Consider the following 17,905-nt stretch of genomic DNA (forward strand, 5'->3'; position numbering starts at 1 on the left):
ATACGCAGTTTCTTCTTGTCATGCGACGGAGGTGTGTTTTAATTATTCGCGATAAATGGTGGAGGATATTTGATGCGTTTTTTAGTTCTTACATCTCTCTTGTTTGGAGCTAATTTTGTTGCATATGCAGAGCAAGATGTTGAAACGGTTTATAAGTCGGTTATTCCCAAATCGAGTGCTTGTTTTTCCGCCAAACTAGATAATGAAGCTGCCGCTAAGTGTGACGTTTCTTGTGGTGAGGCGTTGGGAAACCTGAGAGTATTAGTAGGCTTACCGCAACCTCTGTCGGAAGAGATGCAGAAGCAGGTTGCTACCTGCGAAGCAGATTATGTTGCTTTTGCAGGGAAAGAACATGAAAATGCTGGTTCTGTTGAAGTGAAAACTGAGGCTGTTGAGCCAGAAGTAGACACGTCAGTCGAAACAGTTCGTTCTGAGATTGATAGTGACGAAGGTCTATATGCTGCACTCAAGACTGAATTAAGTGGTTTGGAAAAAGCCTGTTCAGAGGTGAAACCAAATCGTATGTCGAGGTTATGCGAAAAGTTTTGCGGTGAAGCGGTAACAGATCTGGGTAGTATTGAAGATGGAGACAGCAATATGGTCTCCATGCTAAAGAACAGTCAGAATGACATCGAGAAATTGCCAAGTGTTAGACAATGTCGTCTTCGGTACAGGACAGCTTTTCGTTAAAAGGTAGAGTTTTGAATTAATGAGTAGAAAAAGCCAGCGCAATGTACTTGCGCTGGCTTTTGAATTTATAGCGCAGTCAGCATTTTTGCGACGAGAGGGTGGCGTACCACATCTTCTTTCTGAAGACGGATGACTGAGATGTCGTCCATACCTTCAAGTTTTTCTGCAGCTGGTCCTAGGCCTGACAGTTCAGGTAGAAGATCCGATTGCGCAGGGTCTCCCGTAACGATCATTGAAGAGTTCCAACCAAGGCGAGTAAGTAGCATTTTAATCTGCATGTAAGTGCAATTTTGTGCTTCATCGATAACGACAAATGCATTGTTGAGGGTGCGGCCTCGCATGAAGGCGACTGGGGCTATTTCTATTAAGCCTTCTGCCATCATGGACTTCAGAGATTTAGCGGGTAAGCGATCCGCCAAGGCGTCATAAAGTGGGCGTAGATAAGGAGCCAACTTATCTTCCATATCACCTGGTAGGAAGCCAATGTTTTCACCTGCATCAACAGCTGGGCGACAAAGGACAATTCGCCCAACATGGCCAGCTTTAAGGGCGTCGACAGCTTTTGCAATCGCAAGATATGTTTTGCCTGTTCCGGCTGGCCCTAGCGCCATAACCAAATTGTCTCGATCAATTGCTTCTAAAAATTTGGCCTGACCTTCTGATCTCGGCGTGATGTTTTTTACAAAACGTTGTTCACGCGTTGCAAATGTATGGCCTTGTTCGTTTTCTTGCTGATTGTGTTGCTGTTTTGATTTCTTTTTTTGTTTCGGTCTGTCGTTGGCGGGATCCCATTTGTTTTCAAGAAAATCAATTTCCGGGCAGTATGCTTCATCCTCAAAGTACTCATTTGCATCAAACTCTGCGCGCAAACGGCGGACATGGGATCGCTTAGCCATGATATTCTCCTTTGGATTTGGCAAAAGTGGGAGTTGCCAGACAGAAAAAAGCCGCAGAACCAAAAGGTGCCACGGCGGGGGTAGAAACTTTATTGTTTGAAATAGACCTATGAGATGAATGGTCGAAACAATTTTGAGGTGGAGGGGGGATTGTCCGGCAGATAGGTATTCTACCGCGTGGTTGTTTTCGACAGGGAGGCGACAAAAACTGCACTCAACAGTCCTCCTTAACGACCTTACTTAGAGTGATGAGGCAATGCGCCACAAATCACTAGTTCGAATCACAATACTAATATCCTACATAGAGATTACCATGATGATAATGACAATGATGTGTCTTGTGCTGTAGTTAAGCATCAAAAAATGAGGGAGTGGATGAATGGCGATTTACGAATTAGATGGAGTTTCTCCAGTTTTAGAAAATGACGTTTGGGTTGCCGAATCTGCTGAAGTCATTGGAAATGTTCACTTAAATAAGAACTCAAATGTGTGGTTCAATTGTGTATTGCGCGGCGATAATGAACTGATTTCAATTGGCGAGAACACAAATGTTCAAGATGGAACCGTGATTCACACAGATATGGGAGCTCCACTAATAGTTGGTGACAACGTAACAATTGGGCACATGGTGATGCTTCATGGTTGCGAAATAGGCAATAATTCTTTGATTGGTATCGGGGCGACTATCCTAAATCATGCCAAAATCGGGAAAAACTGCATAATTGGTGCGCACGCACTCATACCTGAAGGCAAAGTGATTCCGGACAATTCGCTTGTGATGGGGGCACCAGGCAAGGTGGTCAAGCAAGTTTCCGAACCAATGGCTCAGGCGTTGACAGCGTCAGCTTTGCATTATGTTGAAAATGCAAAGCGTTTTTCGACGAAGTTGAAAAAGATCGCTGATTAGAGTTCTAACTAAGCTCTCAAATCCGTTGATGCTTGGCCGATCAGTGATTGGTCAAATGGTGTGGTCAGATAGATTTCACTTACCCAGTTTCCGTAAAGTAGATGGGCGTGTGATCTCCATCTGTTGAGCGGATTCTGTGTAGGATCATCATCTGGATAATAATTGCAAGGCACATTGATTGGTGTGCCATTGGCAACGTCCCGATCATACTCTTCTTTCAGTGTACCACTGTCATACTCAAAGTGGTTGAAGATATATAATGCGCGATGTTTTTTATCTTCCACAAGACAAGGGCCCGTTTCATTGCTGCCTAGCAACGTTATTAGTCCTGCAGCGTCTACTTCTTCTTGCTTCATTTCGGTCCAGCGGCTCACAGGAATGACAAAGTCATCCGAGAAGCCTCGCAAATATGGAGAAGCGGATTTGAGATTGTCATGTCTGAAACAACCAAATGATTTAGCTGGCAACAAGTGTTTCTTCACGTCGTGGAAATAGTTGATCATCGCCATTCCGCCCCAGCAAACGCCGAAGGTTGAATGAACATTGGTTTGTGTCCATTCCAAAATTTCCTTAAACTCGTCCCAATAGGTTACATCCTCGAAATCAAGTTTTTCGATTGGTGCACCAGTGATGATCAAGCCATCGAACTTTTCATGCTTTACATCCTGAAACGGCTTGTAAAATTCGGCCATATGCTCGGCGGCGGTGTTTTTGGTTTGGTGTTCCGTCATACGAATAAGGCGCAGATCCACCTGTAAGGGACTAGCCCCAATAAGCCGAGCAAATTGGTTTTCTGCCTGAATTTTCTTCGGCATTAGATTCAATAGGCCTATCTTCAGAGGACGAATATCCTGCTTGCCCGCAGTATCTAGTCCCATAACCATGACGCCTTCTTTATTTAAGACATCAAAAGCTGGAAGGGAGCGGGGCAAGGTAATAGGCATAGGGGTACCAAATTTATGCAGAAAAACAGGTTGAAAACTGATGATTTTCAATCTGTTGAGATTAAATATAGAGAACTAATGTTCTGGGCTGATAGCTGATATAGTATTAAATTGACTAATCTTCTAGATCAGCATCCCAAACGCTGCGAATGGCGATGTCGGGTTCAACACCCAAGTTAAACCATGCTAGGCGCCCCTTGGTGGCGTTCACGATGACAAATTGCTCGTCTTTGCCAAGAACGGCCGATAGTTTATTGCGTAATTGTGGAAGCGTTATGTTGGAGCGTAAAACCCACATATCACTTCCAGCGCGCGTAAATTTACCTGCTTGATTGAGAACTTGCTCGAACAAGTGCAAATCTGTCAGAACTCTTCCGCTTATAAAATAGTTACAGACCGTGGGGGCCTGCTCATTTTCAGGTGTTTCTTCGCTGCGAGATGTATTCTCGGTGTTGCCAGAAAAGTTCCAACGAATATTGGGGTGTTCATCTGCGCGGTAGAATTCTTCATCAGCACCACATGCCAGAAGAGTATTGGCTGCCACACGGCCTTCTCGAAGAAAATCGATTAATCTGGCGCGAGGATAGGGGCCGTATACTGTGCCATCAACTTGCACGCGCCATTGCACACGCTTGACTTGTTCCGTATTATTTGTGGACTGTATATTTGCTGGTTGTGACATATTCACTCGCATCCTGAGGTAATTTGCTGCCGCTATTACTTAAAAAATTCAACAGCAAAGCCATTGTTTACATAGCGTGCGCATCGACCCGCTTTTCGACCGATTTGAACGCGTGAACCAATTTCTGGTCGTGGGCCAGAGGTGCGAAGTGCCACTCCTAGCAATGAAATATCGATGACACTACATTGGGCGACAGCTCCAGATTCATACGTTGCTATCAACTTTTCTGATGAAGAACGTCTTAAGGAACGTCTTTCATCTTCTAGACCGAGTGCTTTTTGATTGACGAGCCAAGTGAGTTGATCAACAAAACGATCTAACTTTTGCGGTACAAAATTTACGCTGACAGCAAAACCATTTTCGGTTTGGCGTTGGGCTGTACCGGCCATACGACCAAGCTGATCTATATAGACGACGAGCTGTTCACCGACATTGCAGGGTTCATCTGTTTGCAATGAAACACCACCACCACCTAAATCGATGGTCTGCGCAGTAAATTCGCCACCATTTTTCCACATGCAACGCGCGGGCGTTTCGTGAATGACGCGGCGAAACTTTCGGCGGTCTTTCGCAGAGACATTCCTGACCAGGAGCCTCCTAGTAGATATATCAGTCATGTGACTATCCAAGAAAACAGATTCATATCTGTTCATCTTAGGATAGTGAAAGTTCATAAAGTGTTGCTAAAATCTGAATTTTCTCGTGTGAAATGCATCAGATGCGTATTCGGAGCATTAAATATTCCACAAAAAAGGGTGACAACGCCACCCTGATAAGAAATCAATTCAGATTATTGAACAACCCGCAATGATGGGCCAGTGTCAGTTGGCATCGGTGGATACATACCTGATATAAAGTGGCGATGTATCGGGCGTCCTTTTAATGCTGCTTCATTGCTTAGCGTTTGATAGAGGCAAAGAAGGCGGGGGCGTTCAGTGTTTCCATCATCTAGTGGCGAAAATGAAACCTCTACATCAATCTTTTTGCCATCCAATGATTGCGCCATGGCTTGTACCAGAGATGGGCTTTTGCATTCCAGAGCTGTTTCAATAGCCGTTTTTACGACGAGCTTGTCGCTGGCATTCCATAAAGATAGAAAATTGTGCTCGACGAGTTCTCTACCGAATAATTCTTGTATACCTGCACCCACCATGCGCAGCGAGTAATCTTCAACGTCAGTGCGTTGAACAATAAAGAGACGGCCTACGACATCTGGATAGTCTTGAGCCATCGGCCCGTCGACTAATTGATTGTCCCCCCATGACAATCTTTTCCATGCTTCGATGACTGCCTTTGTATTTGGATGTGCTTTTAGCTCTATCATCTAACTGTTCTCATATTTTTCATGGCTATTGCCTGTTTGAGAACAACTTCGCAAAGACTGGGCCAGTTTTTGTAACGGAATATTTCCTATTTCCGGTTCATTATCGGTCACCTTCAACTGATTGGAGAAGTGGTATGCACCTAAAGAAAGAATTTGGGCGCATAAATTGCATATACAAGTTGAAGTTATGAGGAGTGACTTAATGACCGTCTCAACAAGACACATCAAGCTACGTGCAATTTTGGCAGCGGGCGTTTTTGGCGGAATTATAGTGGGTGGATCTGCGCTTGCGCAATCAGGGTCTCCTCCTGTGGTTAGAACAGCACCTATGGATAACGGGGCAAATTGCTGTGACCTTCCCGAAAATCAGATTGTAAAAGTACCAGGCGTACGTGCACCGGGTGCAAGTGTCATCATTGGTGCTGGCAATGCAGGGCGTGGATATTCGACATATATACACAATGGGCAATCCGAGCAGGCCGGTGTGTATTACTTCAACAATGGCGGACATGGAGCCACTGTAGCGCCATATGAATCTAGCGTGTTGAATAATTTAAATGTTCAGGGCGGCATGCAGACTGTCACTGAAAAAGTAGCGACAACTGAAGAATACTGCGCGCCAACAGATATGCGTGATGTCATTCAATCAGTTCAAGCTGTTTGTATTGATGATAAAGGCGCGCCGCACCCGGCATCTCAAGTGTTTGGTGAAGAAGATATCGCCTCAGCTTATTCTGGCGAAGTGTTTCGCTGTATGGCTGGAACATCCATGCAGGTAACTGTGGGATCATTTAACGATAATGGCGCTGTGTTTGATGGCGGCCGCACATTCTCTTGTTCAAAAGGGGAAGCGCTGCTTCATTCGGCAGGTGGAAACCTAAGCTGTGCACCAGAAGCGCCGCAACGTAATTGTAATGAACGTTCATTGCTGCGTCGTCATGGGCCGGGCATTAAGAAGATTATGTCTAAAACACCAGCTTGTATCCCAAGCCAGCGCACGGTGATGAAAGAGGTTCAGATTGAAAAGCCAATCTCAAGCTCAGGCCGTATCGTACTAGATGGCGGTGTCGGTCAGAACGTCTACTAAGACCAAGCCACAAAACAAAATTTGAACATAGCCAGTTATCTGCAAGCGCAGTGACTGGCTTTTTTGTTTTGAGGTGGAGGGCAGGAATTGGCCCAAAGCGGACTGATACTGGTGCTAAGAAGAATATTCAGATAGCATATGTTACGACTTTGGTGGGGGCATAATGAAAGTAACTGTGTGGGTGATATTGGGATGTTTGAGTTTGCTTTCTTGCAATCAGACATCATTTAAAGATGCTTTCGATGCTTGTCAGACAGATAAGGTTATTCCTTCCAGACTTGTAGAAGTACCGACGACACAAAAAGTTTTTTTTGACATTTTTAATGCAGACCCAAATTTTGCCTTGAGCGAATATGTGAACAGGGGCTTTGCTGAACGTTTAGATCGTCAAACACACAGAAGGCTTTTAAATGAATTTGAAGCCCTTACTCTTAGGGAGTTGAAACTTGTTGGAAAGAGTTTGTCTGGCAGTGCTGTTACACAAAATGAATTGCATAGACGGTTCTTCGAAATAAAGCGTTTCTTATACCCGTATAGTAACGCTGGTTTCGAGTTAGAACTAAAGAGGTTAGTGGATGAATTGCTCGAAATTTCCGAATTACTAACTAACGATTCGAGTAAAGATTTGGATTGTTTAAAAAACGCCGAACATAACTCAGGTAAAATACCATCGTGCAGTTGGTATACTTTTACCCAGCTTAGAGCTTTAGCAGACCTAGAACACACACTCTTAGTATTGGGTAATTGGGATTTAGCACAGAAAATAGAAAAAATAAGGATAAAAAAATTCTCAAGGCACTCTCTGAAAAGCGATCTCATGGAGAGTTATGAAATGTGTTATTCTGACCAAAAAGTTGAAGAGACTTGCCTTCATTCATTTAATGTAGAATATGCTCTAAAAAGCAAACTTCCTGATAAAGCAGAGAGAATAGCTTTTCAGTTCTGGGAACAAGAAAACGCTAGACCGATTGATTCCGAAGAGTTTAGGTGGTCAACACTTTTAAGTGCTGTAGTTCAGCTTGCGAAATTCAGAGATGTAAGCGATGAGATTGAAGAGTTCTTCTTAAAGGTTGAACAACTCCAGTCTTCGGAAAACCTGCAACTCATTTTTCATCCTCCCACCGCTTTGAATATTCTTAGTAGTTGCAGTGATTACTACGGAGGAGGAAAAAGGCAATGTTACAATCTGCTAGGTTCTTATCTTACATTTAGTGATGTTTGTCTCTACCCTCAAGATGATATTGGGCATCAAAGGCACTCTAAATGTGCAGTGTTTCTAGATTATGCTTGGGCACCAATGTTTCTGAATAGCGGATTACCGAGCGGCGTCATAAATTCGATTTATGACTATGAGCAAGTGGACACTCATAAATCTATTTATAACGATGGCCTAATCGACACCTATCAATCGATTATAGATTTGAGCCAGAACTCAAAGATTATAAAAACGATTTCAGATAGCTGTGAATCTGAATCTCAACTGGTTGAAAGAGCAGCTGAGTTATCCCTTATTCCAGAATACCCCGTCCAATCTTACAAAAAACGGGCTTTCCTGAGATTAAAACAATTGCAATTGGCAAAGGCAGTGGAAATTGACAAGGACCATCCAAAAGCTCGAAAAATTGCTGTAGAATTGTATCATATTTTGAAAACGCGAGAGTCGATTATATTCGGTAATACTCCTGACGTTGGCATACCATTTTCGTCCGAACCTCAACTGACTGAATATGCGCTGCTACTAATGTCCCTTGCAAGTATAGAATCTAAAGCGGACGCAGAAAAACTAAGTAAAAGTAACCTTGAATGACTGCTTTTGGCGAGAAAGTTGCCCATTCCATTCATATAAAAAATCCCCAACTCTCATAGAGAAGGGGATTTGCAGTTCGGGCATCTCGTTTTTGTGGATGCCTGTTTTATTTTGGAAAACCTAAAGAGCTTTAGTCGCCGCCAGCATTGTTTGTTGAATAATTGGCTGAGTTTCCGATTGCTGCGGCTGATCCATAAACATTACCGCTGCTGCCAGCCCAAGCTTGGCCGCGAGCTACAACATTACCTGAATTGGTTTGAGATACATATCCACCGGGCGTAGCTGACTGACACGTCGCACAAACATAACCCGTGTATGTGTTACCGATCGCTGTTGAGGAGGTGGTTAGATTGCCCGCACCGCCATTGCCGCCTTCAAAACCAGTTAGGGATGTTACATCCCCTGAATTGGTTTGTGTGTAATAAGCATTGAGATCAGATCCCACATTTGTCTGCATGGCAGAGTTACCCACACCATAAGCAGAGATAGAGGCGGTGCCGTCCCAATCCGCCAGCTCGACAATTGTTTCAGCTTCGATAGTTGAGCTGTTTGTCTGGCTACCATCTAGTTGGGAATAGCCCCATGTATTGTCAGCGACGACATTGTTTCCCATAGCCTGAGCGTTGGCAGATATGTTGTTGCCATTAGGCTGAACAAGGTTTGTTGCAGCGCTTACAGTGCCGTTTGCAGAGTCTTGCTGCACATTGTGGAACGCGCTCGAATAGGTCGAAGATGCTTGATAGGAGTTGTTCACCGCAAGTGCATTTGCATTTGTATCATCGACGCTACAACATACATCTGCATTTACAGTCGCAGACACATCTGCATTGGAAACTTGATCAGCATTCGCGTTCACTGTTCCCATTGTGTATGTGAGATCGTGAATATTGGCTGCTGAAGTCGCGCTTGCATTAATTGTGTTTGCTGTTGTGGAGCTGACATTGGCAGTGGATGAGATGGTTGAGTCAACCGTAACTGTTTGGTCCAGCCTGTCTGGTTGGTATTGCGAGCCAGTCGTGGAGTTTCCATAGGCAGTCGCATCTGCTGAGGAGGTGCCAAATACACGACCACCAGATAGAGTGGCGATTGCTGTTGCTTCTCCACTCATTGTTTGGTCGGATTCAACTTGTCCATCTGTTGCGCCATCATCAAGACCTGATGCAGCGTTACCAGTGGCAAGAGCTGTTGAGCCAACATTGCCGTTATGGTCGCCATCAACGACAACATCCATATCGGCAAATACATCGCCCATATTGATTTGTTCATTCAGAATATCTGGTGCTGTTTGAGCAAAAGCAGTGGCCGACACACCCATTAATAGAGTGCTTATTGTGATACCGGCGGCAAAATTCGTTTTTCTCATATACTCAACACCTTGATAATCAGGCTTTAAAAATAGGTGCCGACTCCAGAAGGAGGGGAGCCGGCATTTAAATTAATCGTTTTTGCGGCCACGAAGGGCAGTTTTCTTCGCAGCTTTGATGTCGCGATCGCGCTTATCGTGCCAGCGAGAAGATTCTGCACGTGTTTGGCCATTATTGTCTGGAAGGTTTTCATACGCTTGAACGTAGTTACCAGTAATGGAGTGTGTTGATGGCTGGCCTACATTGTTTGCAGCAAGTGCGCCACATACATCCGGACTTGTCATACCATATAAATTGGCTGTCATTTCTAATACAGCGCGTTCGATGACTGAGCGAACAGCAAGTTGGATTGGTTCCATTGAGCGTTCACCCGCACCAATGTCAAAAACATTGTTGTTGGCAAAGTCAAAGATACCGGCTGAAATTTCACGTCCGATGATCTGTTTTTGGTAAGAGATAACATCAACAACTTCGAGAGTTTCTGTTTCTACAAGACGTAGATCAAGGCCGACATTGATGACGAACATTTTTGATCCGCCAAAACCTTTTGGATCATCGACATCGCGGTCGCCTATGAAGCCGTCAACACCAACCGAGCGGATGTTGGAGTTTAGTTCTGTGATACCACCTACGAGATAGAAATCTGATCCCGGGATAGATCCGGCAGTAATCTTACGGAAATCTTCTTCTGCTGGATCGCCGATAAGTTTGTTGTTGGCATATTTTAGTTCTAGTTCAGATACAGAAGTGTCAAAACGTTCAACAAGGCGTGCGCCTGCTTTAGCAAATGCAGAGATAGCCATGAGTGAGGCACCTTGTGTGACGCGGCGGCCACCTTCAAAGTCTTCTTTGCCTGTGTAATCCAGGATGCGTCCAACTGCTATACGTGGCTGGCCTAGGCCAACTTGTTGAGCATAGTCGCCCATACATACAAGACTGGCTGAATAAGGTGTTGGGTTAGCCGTCACTGGGGAGCCACCAATTGGCTTAGTGTAGTTACCTGATTTAGTTGCAACTGGTGAAACACAGCCAGTCGCCATCAAGGCACCAGCAAGTAGGGCGGCTGATTTCTTTGCATTGTTGCGGATAGGATTAGTCATTGAGATCAATTTCCCCATTTAAAACGACTGTTTGATCACCAGTGTTTGTTTGTTCTGAATCGATCACGACAATATTGTTGCTGCCGTTTGTGATCACGTTAAGTTGGTTTCCGATTGCGCTATTATTGCCCGGACTTTGGTAATGCCCGTATCCGCTGCCTGCACCGCGGAAATTGTGGCCGTAAACGCCGCCATAAGAGAGTGAAGATAAATCATCGCCTACAACAATGCGTCCATCTACAATGACACGATTATTGAAACGGTCTCTGGAGTTGGCGTCATAATTGCGGTTTTCTTCGCCGTATGAAAAACCGTATGGGCGTTCAAATTCGCCTGTATACTGATTAGCCGGGTTTGCGAATGCTGGTATGGCAAAGCAAAGGCTTGTTGCTGCAATTCCTGCCAATCCAAATGTTTGTCGACGCAAGGTCATTTTCTAATCCCGTTTGCAACTTATCTGTCAGGATCAAAGCAATGATTATGCCATCAACCCCATCTCTTTGCCGGGACTTTAATTGAATATGGTTACCAAAAACCTGTTATCTTCTTTTCACTTGCATCAATTTTGTTTCTTTGTGCTGTGTTTAGTGGGGGTGGGTAGGGAAGTATTGTTGTCTTGCCAGTGCCTTATCGGGGAGGGGAGTGCGTACAAAGGGTGAAAGTAGACCCTTAACGGAGGGCGTTGCTGTGGAGAGTGTGTGAGTAAGTCATTTAATTGAAATATTTTGATAAAAAGGCTGAAATAGTAATTGACGGTTAAGAGATAGGTGCATATAAGCCGCGTCTCTTCGCTGATTGAGGGTTAACGGATTGCTTGTTTGAGCGGTTTGTTGGTTCTGTTTTTGGTTGGTTTTTATAGGGTTTCAAACCCGCTAAAAATTAGTTGAAAATAGTGGTTGACGAGGATGAGGTGGATGGTTATACACCGCCTCTCTCCGCTGAGAACAAACAGTTCTGCGGGCATCTGAATGGATCGCTCGATAGGTTGTTGTTTTCATTAGGTTTCCGGCACTGAGGTGCTTTAGATTTTGTCTTCGGACGGTCCGGAAATTTTTTGAAAAAAGTTCTTGACGGACACGGTGCTAGACTTTATATCCTGCACCTTCGCCGAAACGCTGAGATGGATATCCAGCCGGAGGTTACAATTAAGGGTTCGAGCCCACGTCATTCCTGTTTCGTTAATCGGGATGTTTGAATGATGTTTTGTAGATGTTTGACATTGTAAGATTGGAAGAGAAACGCAGGCGGCGTCGTGCTTGCTTCTGGTTTGTATAACTTCGGTTATCAAATCATTAACGACACAGACGGTTTGCGTTTTTCAGGAAGACCAGTTCAATAGTACTTATAAGGTAAGTTTACTTATCTTATGTGACATATGAACGGGTCCTCCGTCAAAAAAAGTGCAAACGCTTTAAATAGCAAATGAACAGATTAGATTTATCTGTTCAGTTCGTCAGGTCAACTCAACTTGAGAGTTTGATTCTGGCTCAGAACGAACGCTGGCGGCAGGCTTAACACATGCAAGTCGAACGACCTCTTCGGAGGGAGTGGCAGACGGGTGAGTAACGCGTGGAAACGTGCCCTTTACTACGGAATAGCCCTTGGAAACGAGGTGTAATACCGTATACGCCCTTAGGGGGAAAGATTTATCGGTAAAGGATCGGTCCGCGTTAGATTAGTTTGTTGGTGGGGTAATGGCCTACCAAGACTACGATCTATAGCTGATTTGAGAGGATGATCAGCCACACTGGAACTGAGACACGGTCCAGACTCCTACGGGAGGCAGCAGTGGGGAATCTTGGACAATGGGGGAAACCCTGATCCAGCCATGCCGCGTGAATGATGAAGGCCTTAGGGTTGTAAAATTCTTTCACCGGGGAAGATAATGACGGTACCCGGAGAAGAAGCTCCGGCTAACTTCGTGCCAGCAGCCGCGGTAATACGAAGGGAGCTAGCGTTGTTCGGAATTACTGGGCGTAAAGCGCACGTAGGCGGATTGGAAAGTTAGAGGTGAAATCCCGGGGCTCAACCCCGGAACTGCCTTTAAAACTCCCAGTCTAGAGGATAGGAGAGGTCAGTGGAATACCGAGTGTAGAGGTGAAATTCGTAGATATTCGGTGGAACACCAGTGGCGAAGGCGACTGACTGGACTATTTCTGACGCTGAGGTGCGAAAGTGTGGGGAGCAAACAGGATTAGATACCCTGGTAGTCCACACCGTAAACGATGAGAGCTAGTTGTCAGCAAGCATGCTTGTTGGTGACGCAGCTAACGCATTAAGCTCTCCGCCTGGGGAGTACGGTCGCAAGATTAAAACTCAAAGAAATTGACGGGGGCCCGCACAAGCGGTGGAGCATGTGGTTTAATTCGAAGCAACGCGCAGAACCTTACCCACCTTTGACATCCTGTGACAGCTCCAGAGATGGAGTTTTCTTCGGACACAGTGACAGGTGCTGCATGGCTGTCGTCAGCTCGTGTCGTGAGATGTTGGGTTAAGTCCCGCAACGAGCGCAACCCTTATCTTTAGTTGCCAGCATTTAGTTGGGCACTCTAGAGAGACTGCCCGAGTCAATCGGGAGGAAGGCGGGGATGACGTCAAGTCCTCATGGCCCTTACAGGTGGGGCTACACACGTGCTACAATGGCAGTGACAATGGGATAATCCCCAAAAGCTGTCTCAGTTCGGATTGTCTTCTGCAACTCGAAGACATGAAGTTGGAATCGCTAGTAATCGTGGATCAGCATGCCACGGTGAATACGTTCCCGGGCCTTGTACACACCGCCCGTCACACCATGGGAGTTGGTTCTACCCGAAGGCGCTGCGCTAATTTGGCAGGCGACCACGGTAGGATCAGCGACTGGGGTGAAGTCGTAACAAGGTAGCCGTAGGGGAACCTGCGGCTGGATCACCTCCTTTCTAAGGATGTTGAGGAATTGTTATTTATAACTTTCGTCAACTTCTCTAGCATTAAGTTGCACCATTTACTCTTTATCCAGTAAGTGAGTGACAACACATATACTTGGCAGCATGTCGCCGTCTTCGTTTCTCTTCCATCTCTTATTTCGATAGCAATATGGCTATTGTCTTAAGAGAACAGCGAGCCCCGATAGGGCAGGGCAATGCGCAACACTGAGCATACCCTTGCATACAAGCAATGGGTCTGTAGCTCAGGTGGTTAGAGCGCACCCCTGATAAGGGTGAGGTCGGAAGTTCAAGTCTTCCCAGACCCACCATTGCTTATCCTGATTGTGGTTCAAATGATTTTCGGTAGTGATATCGACTAAGGGGCCGTAGCTCAGTTGGGAGAGCGGTAGCTTTGCAAGCTTCAGGTCGTCGGTTCGATCCCGTCCGGCTCCACCATTACCTATCAAATCAGGTTCGCTGTGTAACAAGTTTCGTCTATATCTTTTGGATATAGATGGATTGACATTGTAAGGAGGTTGTTCATCCGCGCCATTACACCGGCGTTTTCCTCGAGGATGAACACGTAAAACTAAGTATCGTCTGACAACGTCCATGATAGTAGTTAAGAACGCCGACATGTTCTTCTCTGCGCATGGGTATTGTTGAGTGATCAAGCGTCAAAAGGGCATTCCGGGAATGCCTTGGCAATATGAGGCGATGAAAGACGTGGCACGCTGCGATAAGCTGTGGGGAGGTGCGAGCAACCTTTGATCCATAGATTTCTGAATGGGGAAACCCATCTCAGATTTAGTGGTTTTAAGCATGACCTTAGGGTGGTGTTTGGATCTACTAATTCATAAACGAGATACTTTAACCTGAATACATAGGGTTAAAGAGCAAACGCGGGGAACTGAAACATCTCAGTACCCGTAGGAAAGGACATCAACCGAGACTCCGTTAGTAGTGGCGAGCGAACGCGGACCAGGCCGAACTTTGAAATAAACTGAATTGGATGGAAAGCCAAACCATAGTGGGTGATAGTCCCGTAAGTGTAAAATGATAAGTCGTTAGAGTAGGGCGGAACACGTGAAATTCTGTCTGAACATGGGGGGACCACCCTCCAAGCCTAAGTACTCCATATTGACCGATAGTGAACAAGTACCGTGAGGGAAAGGTGAAAAGCACCCCGACGAGGGGAGTGAAACAGATCCTGAAACGGAATGCCTACAAGCAGTGGGAGCTCTTCGGAGTGACCACGTACCTTTTGTATAATGGGTCAGCGACTTAGTCTCACAAGCAAGCTTAAACCGTTAGGTGTAGGCACAGAGAAATCGAGTCTGAATAGGGCGTCGAGTTTGTGGGATTAGACCCGAAGCCAGGTGATCTAGTCATGTGCAGGTTGAAGGTGCAGTAACATGCACTGGAGGACCGAACCCTTGAATGTTGAAAAATTCTGGGATGACGTGTGACTAGGGGTGAAAGGCCAATCAAACCTGGTGATAGCTGGTTCTCCGCGAAATCTATTTAGGTAGAGCGTCGTACGAATACCATAGGGGGTAGAGCACTGGATGGGCTATGGGGACTCACCGTCTTACTGATCCTAACCAAACTCCGAATACCTATGAGTAATATACGGCAGACACACTGCGGGTGCTAACGTCCGTAGTGAAGAGGGAAACAACCCTGACCACCAATTAAGGCCCCCAAGTAATGGCTAAGTGGAAAAGCATGTGGAAATGCTGAAACAACCAGGAGGTTGGCTTAGAAGCAGCCATCCTTTAAAGAAAGCGTAACAGCTCACTGGTCAAGCGTTTCTGCGGCGAAAATGTAACGGGGCTAAAGCCATTCGCCGAAATTGTGGACACGTAAGTGTGGTAGCGGAGCGTTCTGTAAGTCTGTGAAGGTCAACTGTGAGGTTGGCTGGAGATATCAGAAGTGAGAATGCTGACATGAGTAGCGACAAAGCGGGTGAGAGACCCGCTCGCCGAAAGTCTAAGGTTTCCTGCGCAATGTTAATCAGCGCAGGGTTAGTCGGCCCCTAAGTCGAGGCAGAAATGCGTAGACGATGGGAATCAGGTTAATATTCCTGAACCAGGTGGTAGTGACGGATTGTGGAAGTTGTGTGTCCTTATTGGATTGGGCATGCCGCCAAGCAGTTCCAGGAAATAGCTCCACCATTAGACCGTACCCTAAACCGACACAGGTAGACAGGCAGAGTATGCCAAGGCGCTTGAGAGAACGATGTTGAAGGAACTCGGCAAATTACACGCGTAACTTCGGGATAAGCGTGCCTCACGGAGTAACTTCTGTGAGGGGCACAAACTAGGGGGTGGCGACTGTTTATCAAAAACACAGGGCTCTGCGAAGTCGCAAGACGACGTATAGGGTCTGACTCCTGCCCGGTGCCTGAAGGTTAAAAGGAGGGGTGCAAGCCTCGAATTGAAGCCCAGGTGAACGGCGGCCGTAACTATAACGGTCCTAAGGTAGCGAAATTCCTTGTCGGGTAAGTTCCGACCTGCACGAATGGAGTAACGACTTCCCCACTGTCTCCAACATCGACTCAGCGAAATTGAATTCCCCGTGAAGATGCGGGGTACCCGCGGTCAGACGGAAAGACCCCGTGAACCTTTACTCTAGCTTTGCAATGGCATTATCGATGGCATGTGTAGGATAGGTGGGAGGCTTTGAAACCATAGCGCCAGTTATGGTGGAGCCATCCTTGAAATACCACCCTTGTCCTCGATGATGTCTAACCGCGGTCCCTTATCGGGATCCGGGACCTTGCATGGTGGGGAGTTTGACTGGGGCGGTCGCCTCCTAAATCGTAACGGAGGCGCGCGATGGTAGGCTCAGAACGGTCGGAAATCGTTCGACGAGTGCAATGGCATAAGCCTGCCTGACTGCGAGACTGACAAGTCGAGCAGAGACGAAAGTCGGTCATAGTGATCCGGTGGTCCTGTGTGGAAGGGCCATCGCTCAACGGATAAAAGGTACTCCGGGGATAACAGGCTGATGATGCCCAAGAGTCCATATCGACGGCATCGTTTGGCACCTCGATGTCGGCTCATCACATCCTGGGGCTGGAGCAGGTCCCAAGGGTTCGGCTGTTCGCCGATTAAAGTGGTACGTGAGCTGGGTTCAGAACGTCGTGAGACAGTTTGGTCCCTATCTGCCGTGGGTGTAGGAAGTTTGAGAGGATCTGTCCCTAGTACGAGAGGACCGGGATGGACACACCTCTGGTGGACCTATTGTGGCGCCAGCCGCAGTGTAGGGTAGCTATGTGTGGACGGGATAACCGCTGAAAGCATCTAAGCGGGAAACCTCCCTCGAAACTAGACTTCCCTTAGAGCCGTTCTAGACTAGGACGTCGATAGGCTAGGTGTGGAAGCGTGGCGACACGTGAAGCTAACTAGTACTAATTGCTCGATCGGCTTGATCCGATACATACCCATGCGTGGCGACGAATATGTTGCTAAATGCTGACTAACCATCAGCGCTCGGAGACTAACGCACTCCGCAAAACAATTCCGGTGTCTAATCAACACCAATCATCAAAAACATTACATGTGATAATGGTCTGATACTTAGTTTTGCTCCTTCTGATAACAATCAGATTGAGCTTTCATTGTTCGATTTTATTGAACTGGTGATTATTGCGAGGATTCCCCACCCGATCCCATCTCGAACTCGGTCGTTAAGGTCCTCTGCGCCGATGGTACTGCATCTCAAGGTGTGGGAGAGTAGGTCATTGCCAGTTCTATAAAGTCGAACAATGCATATTACGTTCGAAAGAAACCTCCTTCATCGTCCTGAAAATATCAGGGCAAACGGCTTTGTCCTTACTAGCCTTAATGCTAGATAGGTGAAGCCGTTTTTTAATGTCTAAATGTCAGATTCTACATTCTGACGAATTTGTAGCGGCGAGGCGCTATGAATTAAAATATTGATGCGGGGTGGAGCAGCCCGTCGGATCTATAAAACGTCTCCCAGATGTTTTAATCAACGATCCAACCTCGTCAGGCTCATAACCTGACACGCTACTGCGACGAAATTTATTGCGGGGTGGAGCAGCCCGGTAGCTCGTCAGGCTCATAACCTGAAGGTCGTTGGTTCAAATCCAACCCCCGCACCCAATCTTTCTTAACAATATCAAAAATGTACACCAAACCGTCCGTAAGGGCGGTTTTTGTGTTTATGGCTC

General features: G+C 46.2%; 12 protein-coding genes, 3 tRNA genes and 3 rRNA genes. 10 read left to right on the forward strand and 8 right to left on the reverse strand.

The features are described 5' to 3' along the window. The first annotated feature begins 72 nt into the window (after positions 1-72). Complete coding sequence (locus F551_RS0113130; RefSeq protein ID WP_018997982.1) at positions 73-690, forward strand: hypothetical protein; 618 nt, start codon at positions 73-75, stop codon at positions 688-690. A gap of 65 nt (positions 691-755) precedes the next feature. Here F551_RS0113130 and F551_RS0113135 read toward each other — a convergent pair whose 3' ends face one another. Beyond that, complete coding sequence (locus F551_RS0113135) at positions 756-1,586, reverse strand: PhoH family protein (protein WP_018997983.1); 831 nt, start codon at positions 1,584-1,586, stop codon at positions 756-758. Positions 1,587-1,965: 379 nt separating this feature from the next. On the opposite strand from F551_RS0113135, the gene F551_RS0113145 reads away from it, so the two are divergent. After that, on the forward strand, positions 1,966-2,493 hold the full coding sequence (locus tag F551_RS0113145) for a gamma carbonic anhydrase family protein (protein WP_018997985.1): 528 nt from the start codon (positions 1,966-1,968) through the stop codon (positions 2,491-2,493). An 8-nt stretch (positions 2,494-2,501) separates the two neighbouring features. Here the strand turns inward: F551_RS0113145 and F551_RS0113150 are convergent, their stop codons facing one another. The 4 genes from F551_RS0113150 to F551_RS0113165 all read right to left on the reverse strand — a co-directional run bounded on the left by F551_RS0113150 (position 2,502) and on the right by F551_RS0113165 (position 5,443). After that, positions 2,502-3,437 (reverse strand): homoserine O-succinyltransferase, encoded by a 936-nt coding sequence (locus tag F551_RS0113150; protein WP_018997986.1) that lies wholly within the window; start codon positions 3,435-3,437, stop codon positions 2,502-2,504. Between the two features lie 115 nt (positions 3,438-3,552). Then, positions 3,553-4,119 (reverse strand): hypothetical protein, encoded by a 567-nt coding sequence (locus F551_RS0113155; protein WP_018997987.1) that lies wholly within the window; start codon positions 4,117-4,119, stop codon positions 3,553-3,555. Between the two features lie 35 nt (positions 4,120-4,154). Continuing rightward, positions 4,155-4,736 (reverse strand): PilZ domain-containing protein, encoded by a 582-nt coding sequence (locus tag F551_RS0113160; RefSeq protein ID WP_033405108.1) that lies wholly within the window; start codon positions 4,734-4,736, stop codon positions 4,155-4,157. A gap of 173 nt (positions 4,737-4,909) precedes the next feature. Next, entirely contained in the window at positions 4,910-5,443 is a 534-nt protein-coding gene (locus F551_RS0113165) for a PAS domain-containing protein (protein WP_018997989.1), read from the reverse strand. Between the two features lie 202 nt (positions 5,444-5,645). On the opposite strand from F551_RS0113165, the gene F551_RS0113170 reads away from it, so the two are divergent. Both F551_RS0113170 and F551_RS0113175 read left to right on the forward strand, forming a co-directional pair. Then, the gene (locus F551_RS0113170) at positions 5,646-6,530 is read left to right on the forward strand and encodes a hypothetical protein (RefSeq protein WP_018997990.1); all 885 of its coding nucleotides are present in this window, start codon (positions 5,646-5,648) and stop codon (positions 6,528-6,530) included. Between the two features lie 163 nt (positions 6,531-6,693). After that, positions 6,694-8,337: a hypothetical protein gene (locus tag F551_RS0113175; protein WP_018997991.1), complete on the forward strand. Its 1,644-nt coding sequence runs from the start codon at positions 6,694-6,696 to the stop codon at positions 8,335-8,337. 130 nt (positions 8,338-8,467) lie between these two features. On the opposite strand, the gene hfaD is transcribed toward F551_RS0113175, so the two are convergent. The 3 genes from hfaD to hfaA form a co-directional block, all read right to left on the reverse strand. Next, entirely contained in the window at positions 8,468-9,700 is a 1,233-nt protein-coding gene (gene hfaD, locus F551_RS0113180; RefSeq protein WP_018997992.1) for a holdfast anchor protein HfaD, read from the reverse strand. A 72-nt stretch (positions 9,701-9,772) separates the two neighbouring features. Further along, positions 9,773-10,801 carry a holdfast anchoring protein HfaB gene (gene hfaB, locus F551_RS0113185; RefSeq protein WP_018997993.1) on the reverse strand — a complete coding sequence of 343 codons (1,029 nt, stop codon included), beginning with the start codon at positions 10,799-10,801 and terminating at the stop codon, positions 9,773-9,775. Further along, positions 10,794-11,234, reverse strand: a complete 441-nt coding sequence (gene hfaA / locus F551_RS0113190) for a holdfast anchoring protein HfaA (RefSeq protein ID WP_018997994.1) — start codon at positions 11,232-11,234, stop codon at positions 10,794-10,796. Before hfaA ends, hfaB begins: the two co-directional genes overlap by 8 nt. A gap of 1,031 nt (positions 11,235-12,265) precedes the next feature. Between hfaA and F551_RS0113195 the strand changes: the two genes are divergently transcribed. The 6 genes from F551_RS0113195 (at position 12,266) to F551_RS0113220 (ending at position 17,837) form a co-directional block, all read left to right on the forward strand. Next, positions 12,266-13,716, forward strand: a 16S ribosomal RNA gene (locus F551_RS0113195). 240 nt (positions 13,717-13,956) lie between these two features. Then, positions 13,957-14,033: transfer RNA gene (locus tag F551_RS0113200), tRNA-Ile, on the forward strand. A gap of 51 nt (positions 14,034-14,084) precedes the next feature. Then, a tRNA-Ala gene (locus F551_RS0113205) sits at positions 14,085-14,160 on the forward strand. A gap of 212 nt (positions 14,161-14,372) precedes the next feature. Next, positions 14,373-17,144: ribosomal RNA gene (locus tag F551_RS0113210) — 23S ribosomal RNA — on the forward strand. A 202-nt stretch (positions 17,145-17,346) separates the two neighbouring features. Then, positions 17,347-17,461, forward strand: a 5S ribosomal RNA gene (rrf, locus tag F551_RS0113215). The 16S, 23S and 5S rRNA genes sit together here with 3 tRNA genes alongside, the layout of an rRNA operon. Positions 17,462-17,760: 299 nt before the next feature. Next, positions 17,761-17,837, forward strand: a tRNA-Met gene (locus F551_RS0113220). Positions 17,838-17,905 lie beyond the last annotated feature (68 nt).

This window comes from Hirschia maritima DSM 19733 (genome assembly GCF_000378345.1).
Lineage (GTDB): Bacteria > Pseudomonadota > Alphaproteobacteria > Caulobacterales > Hyphomonadaceae > Hirschia > Hirschia maritima.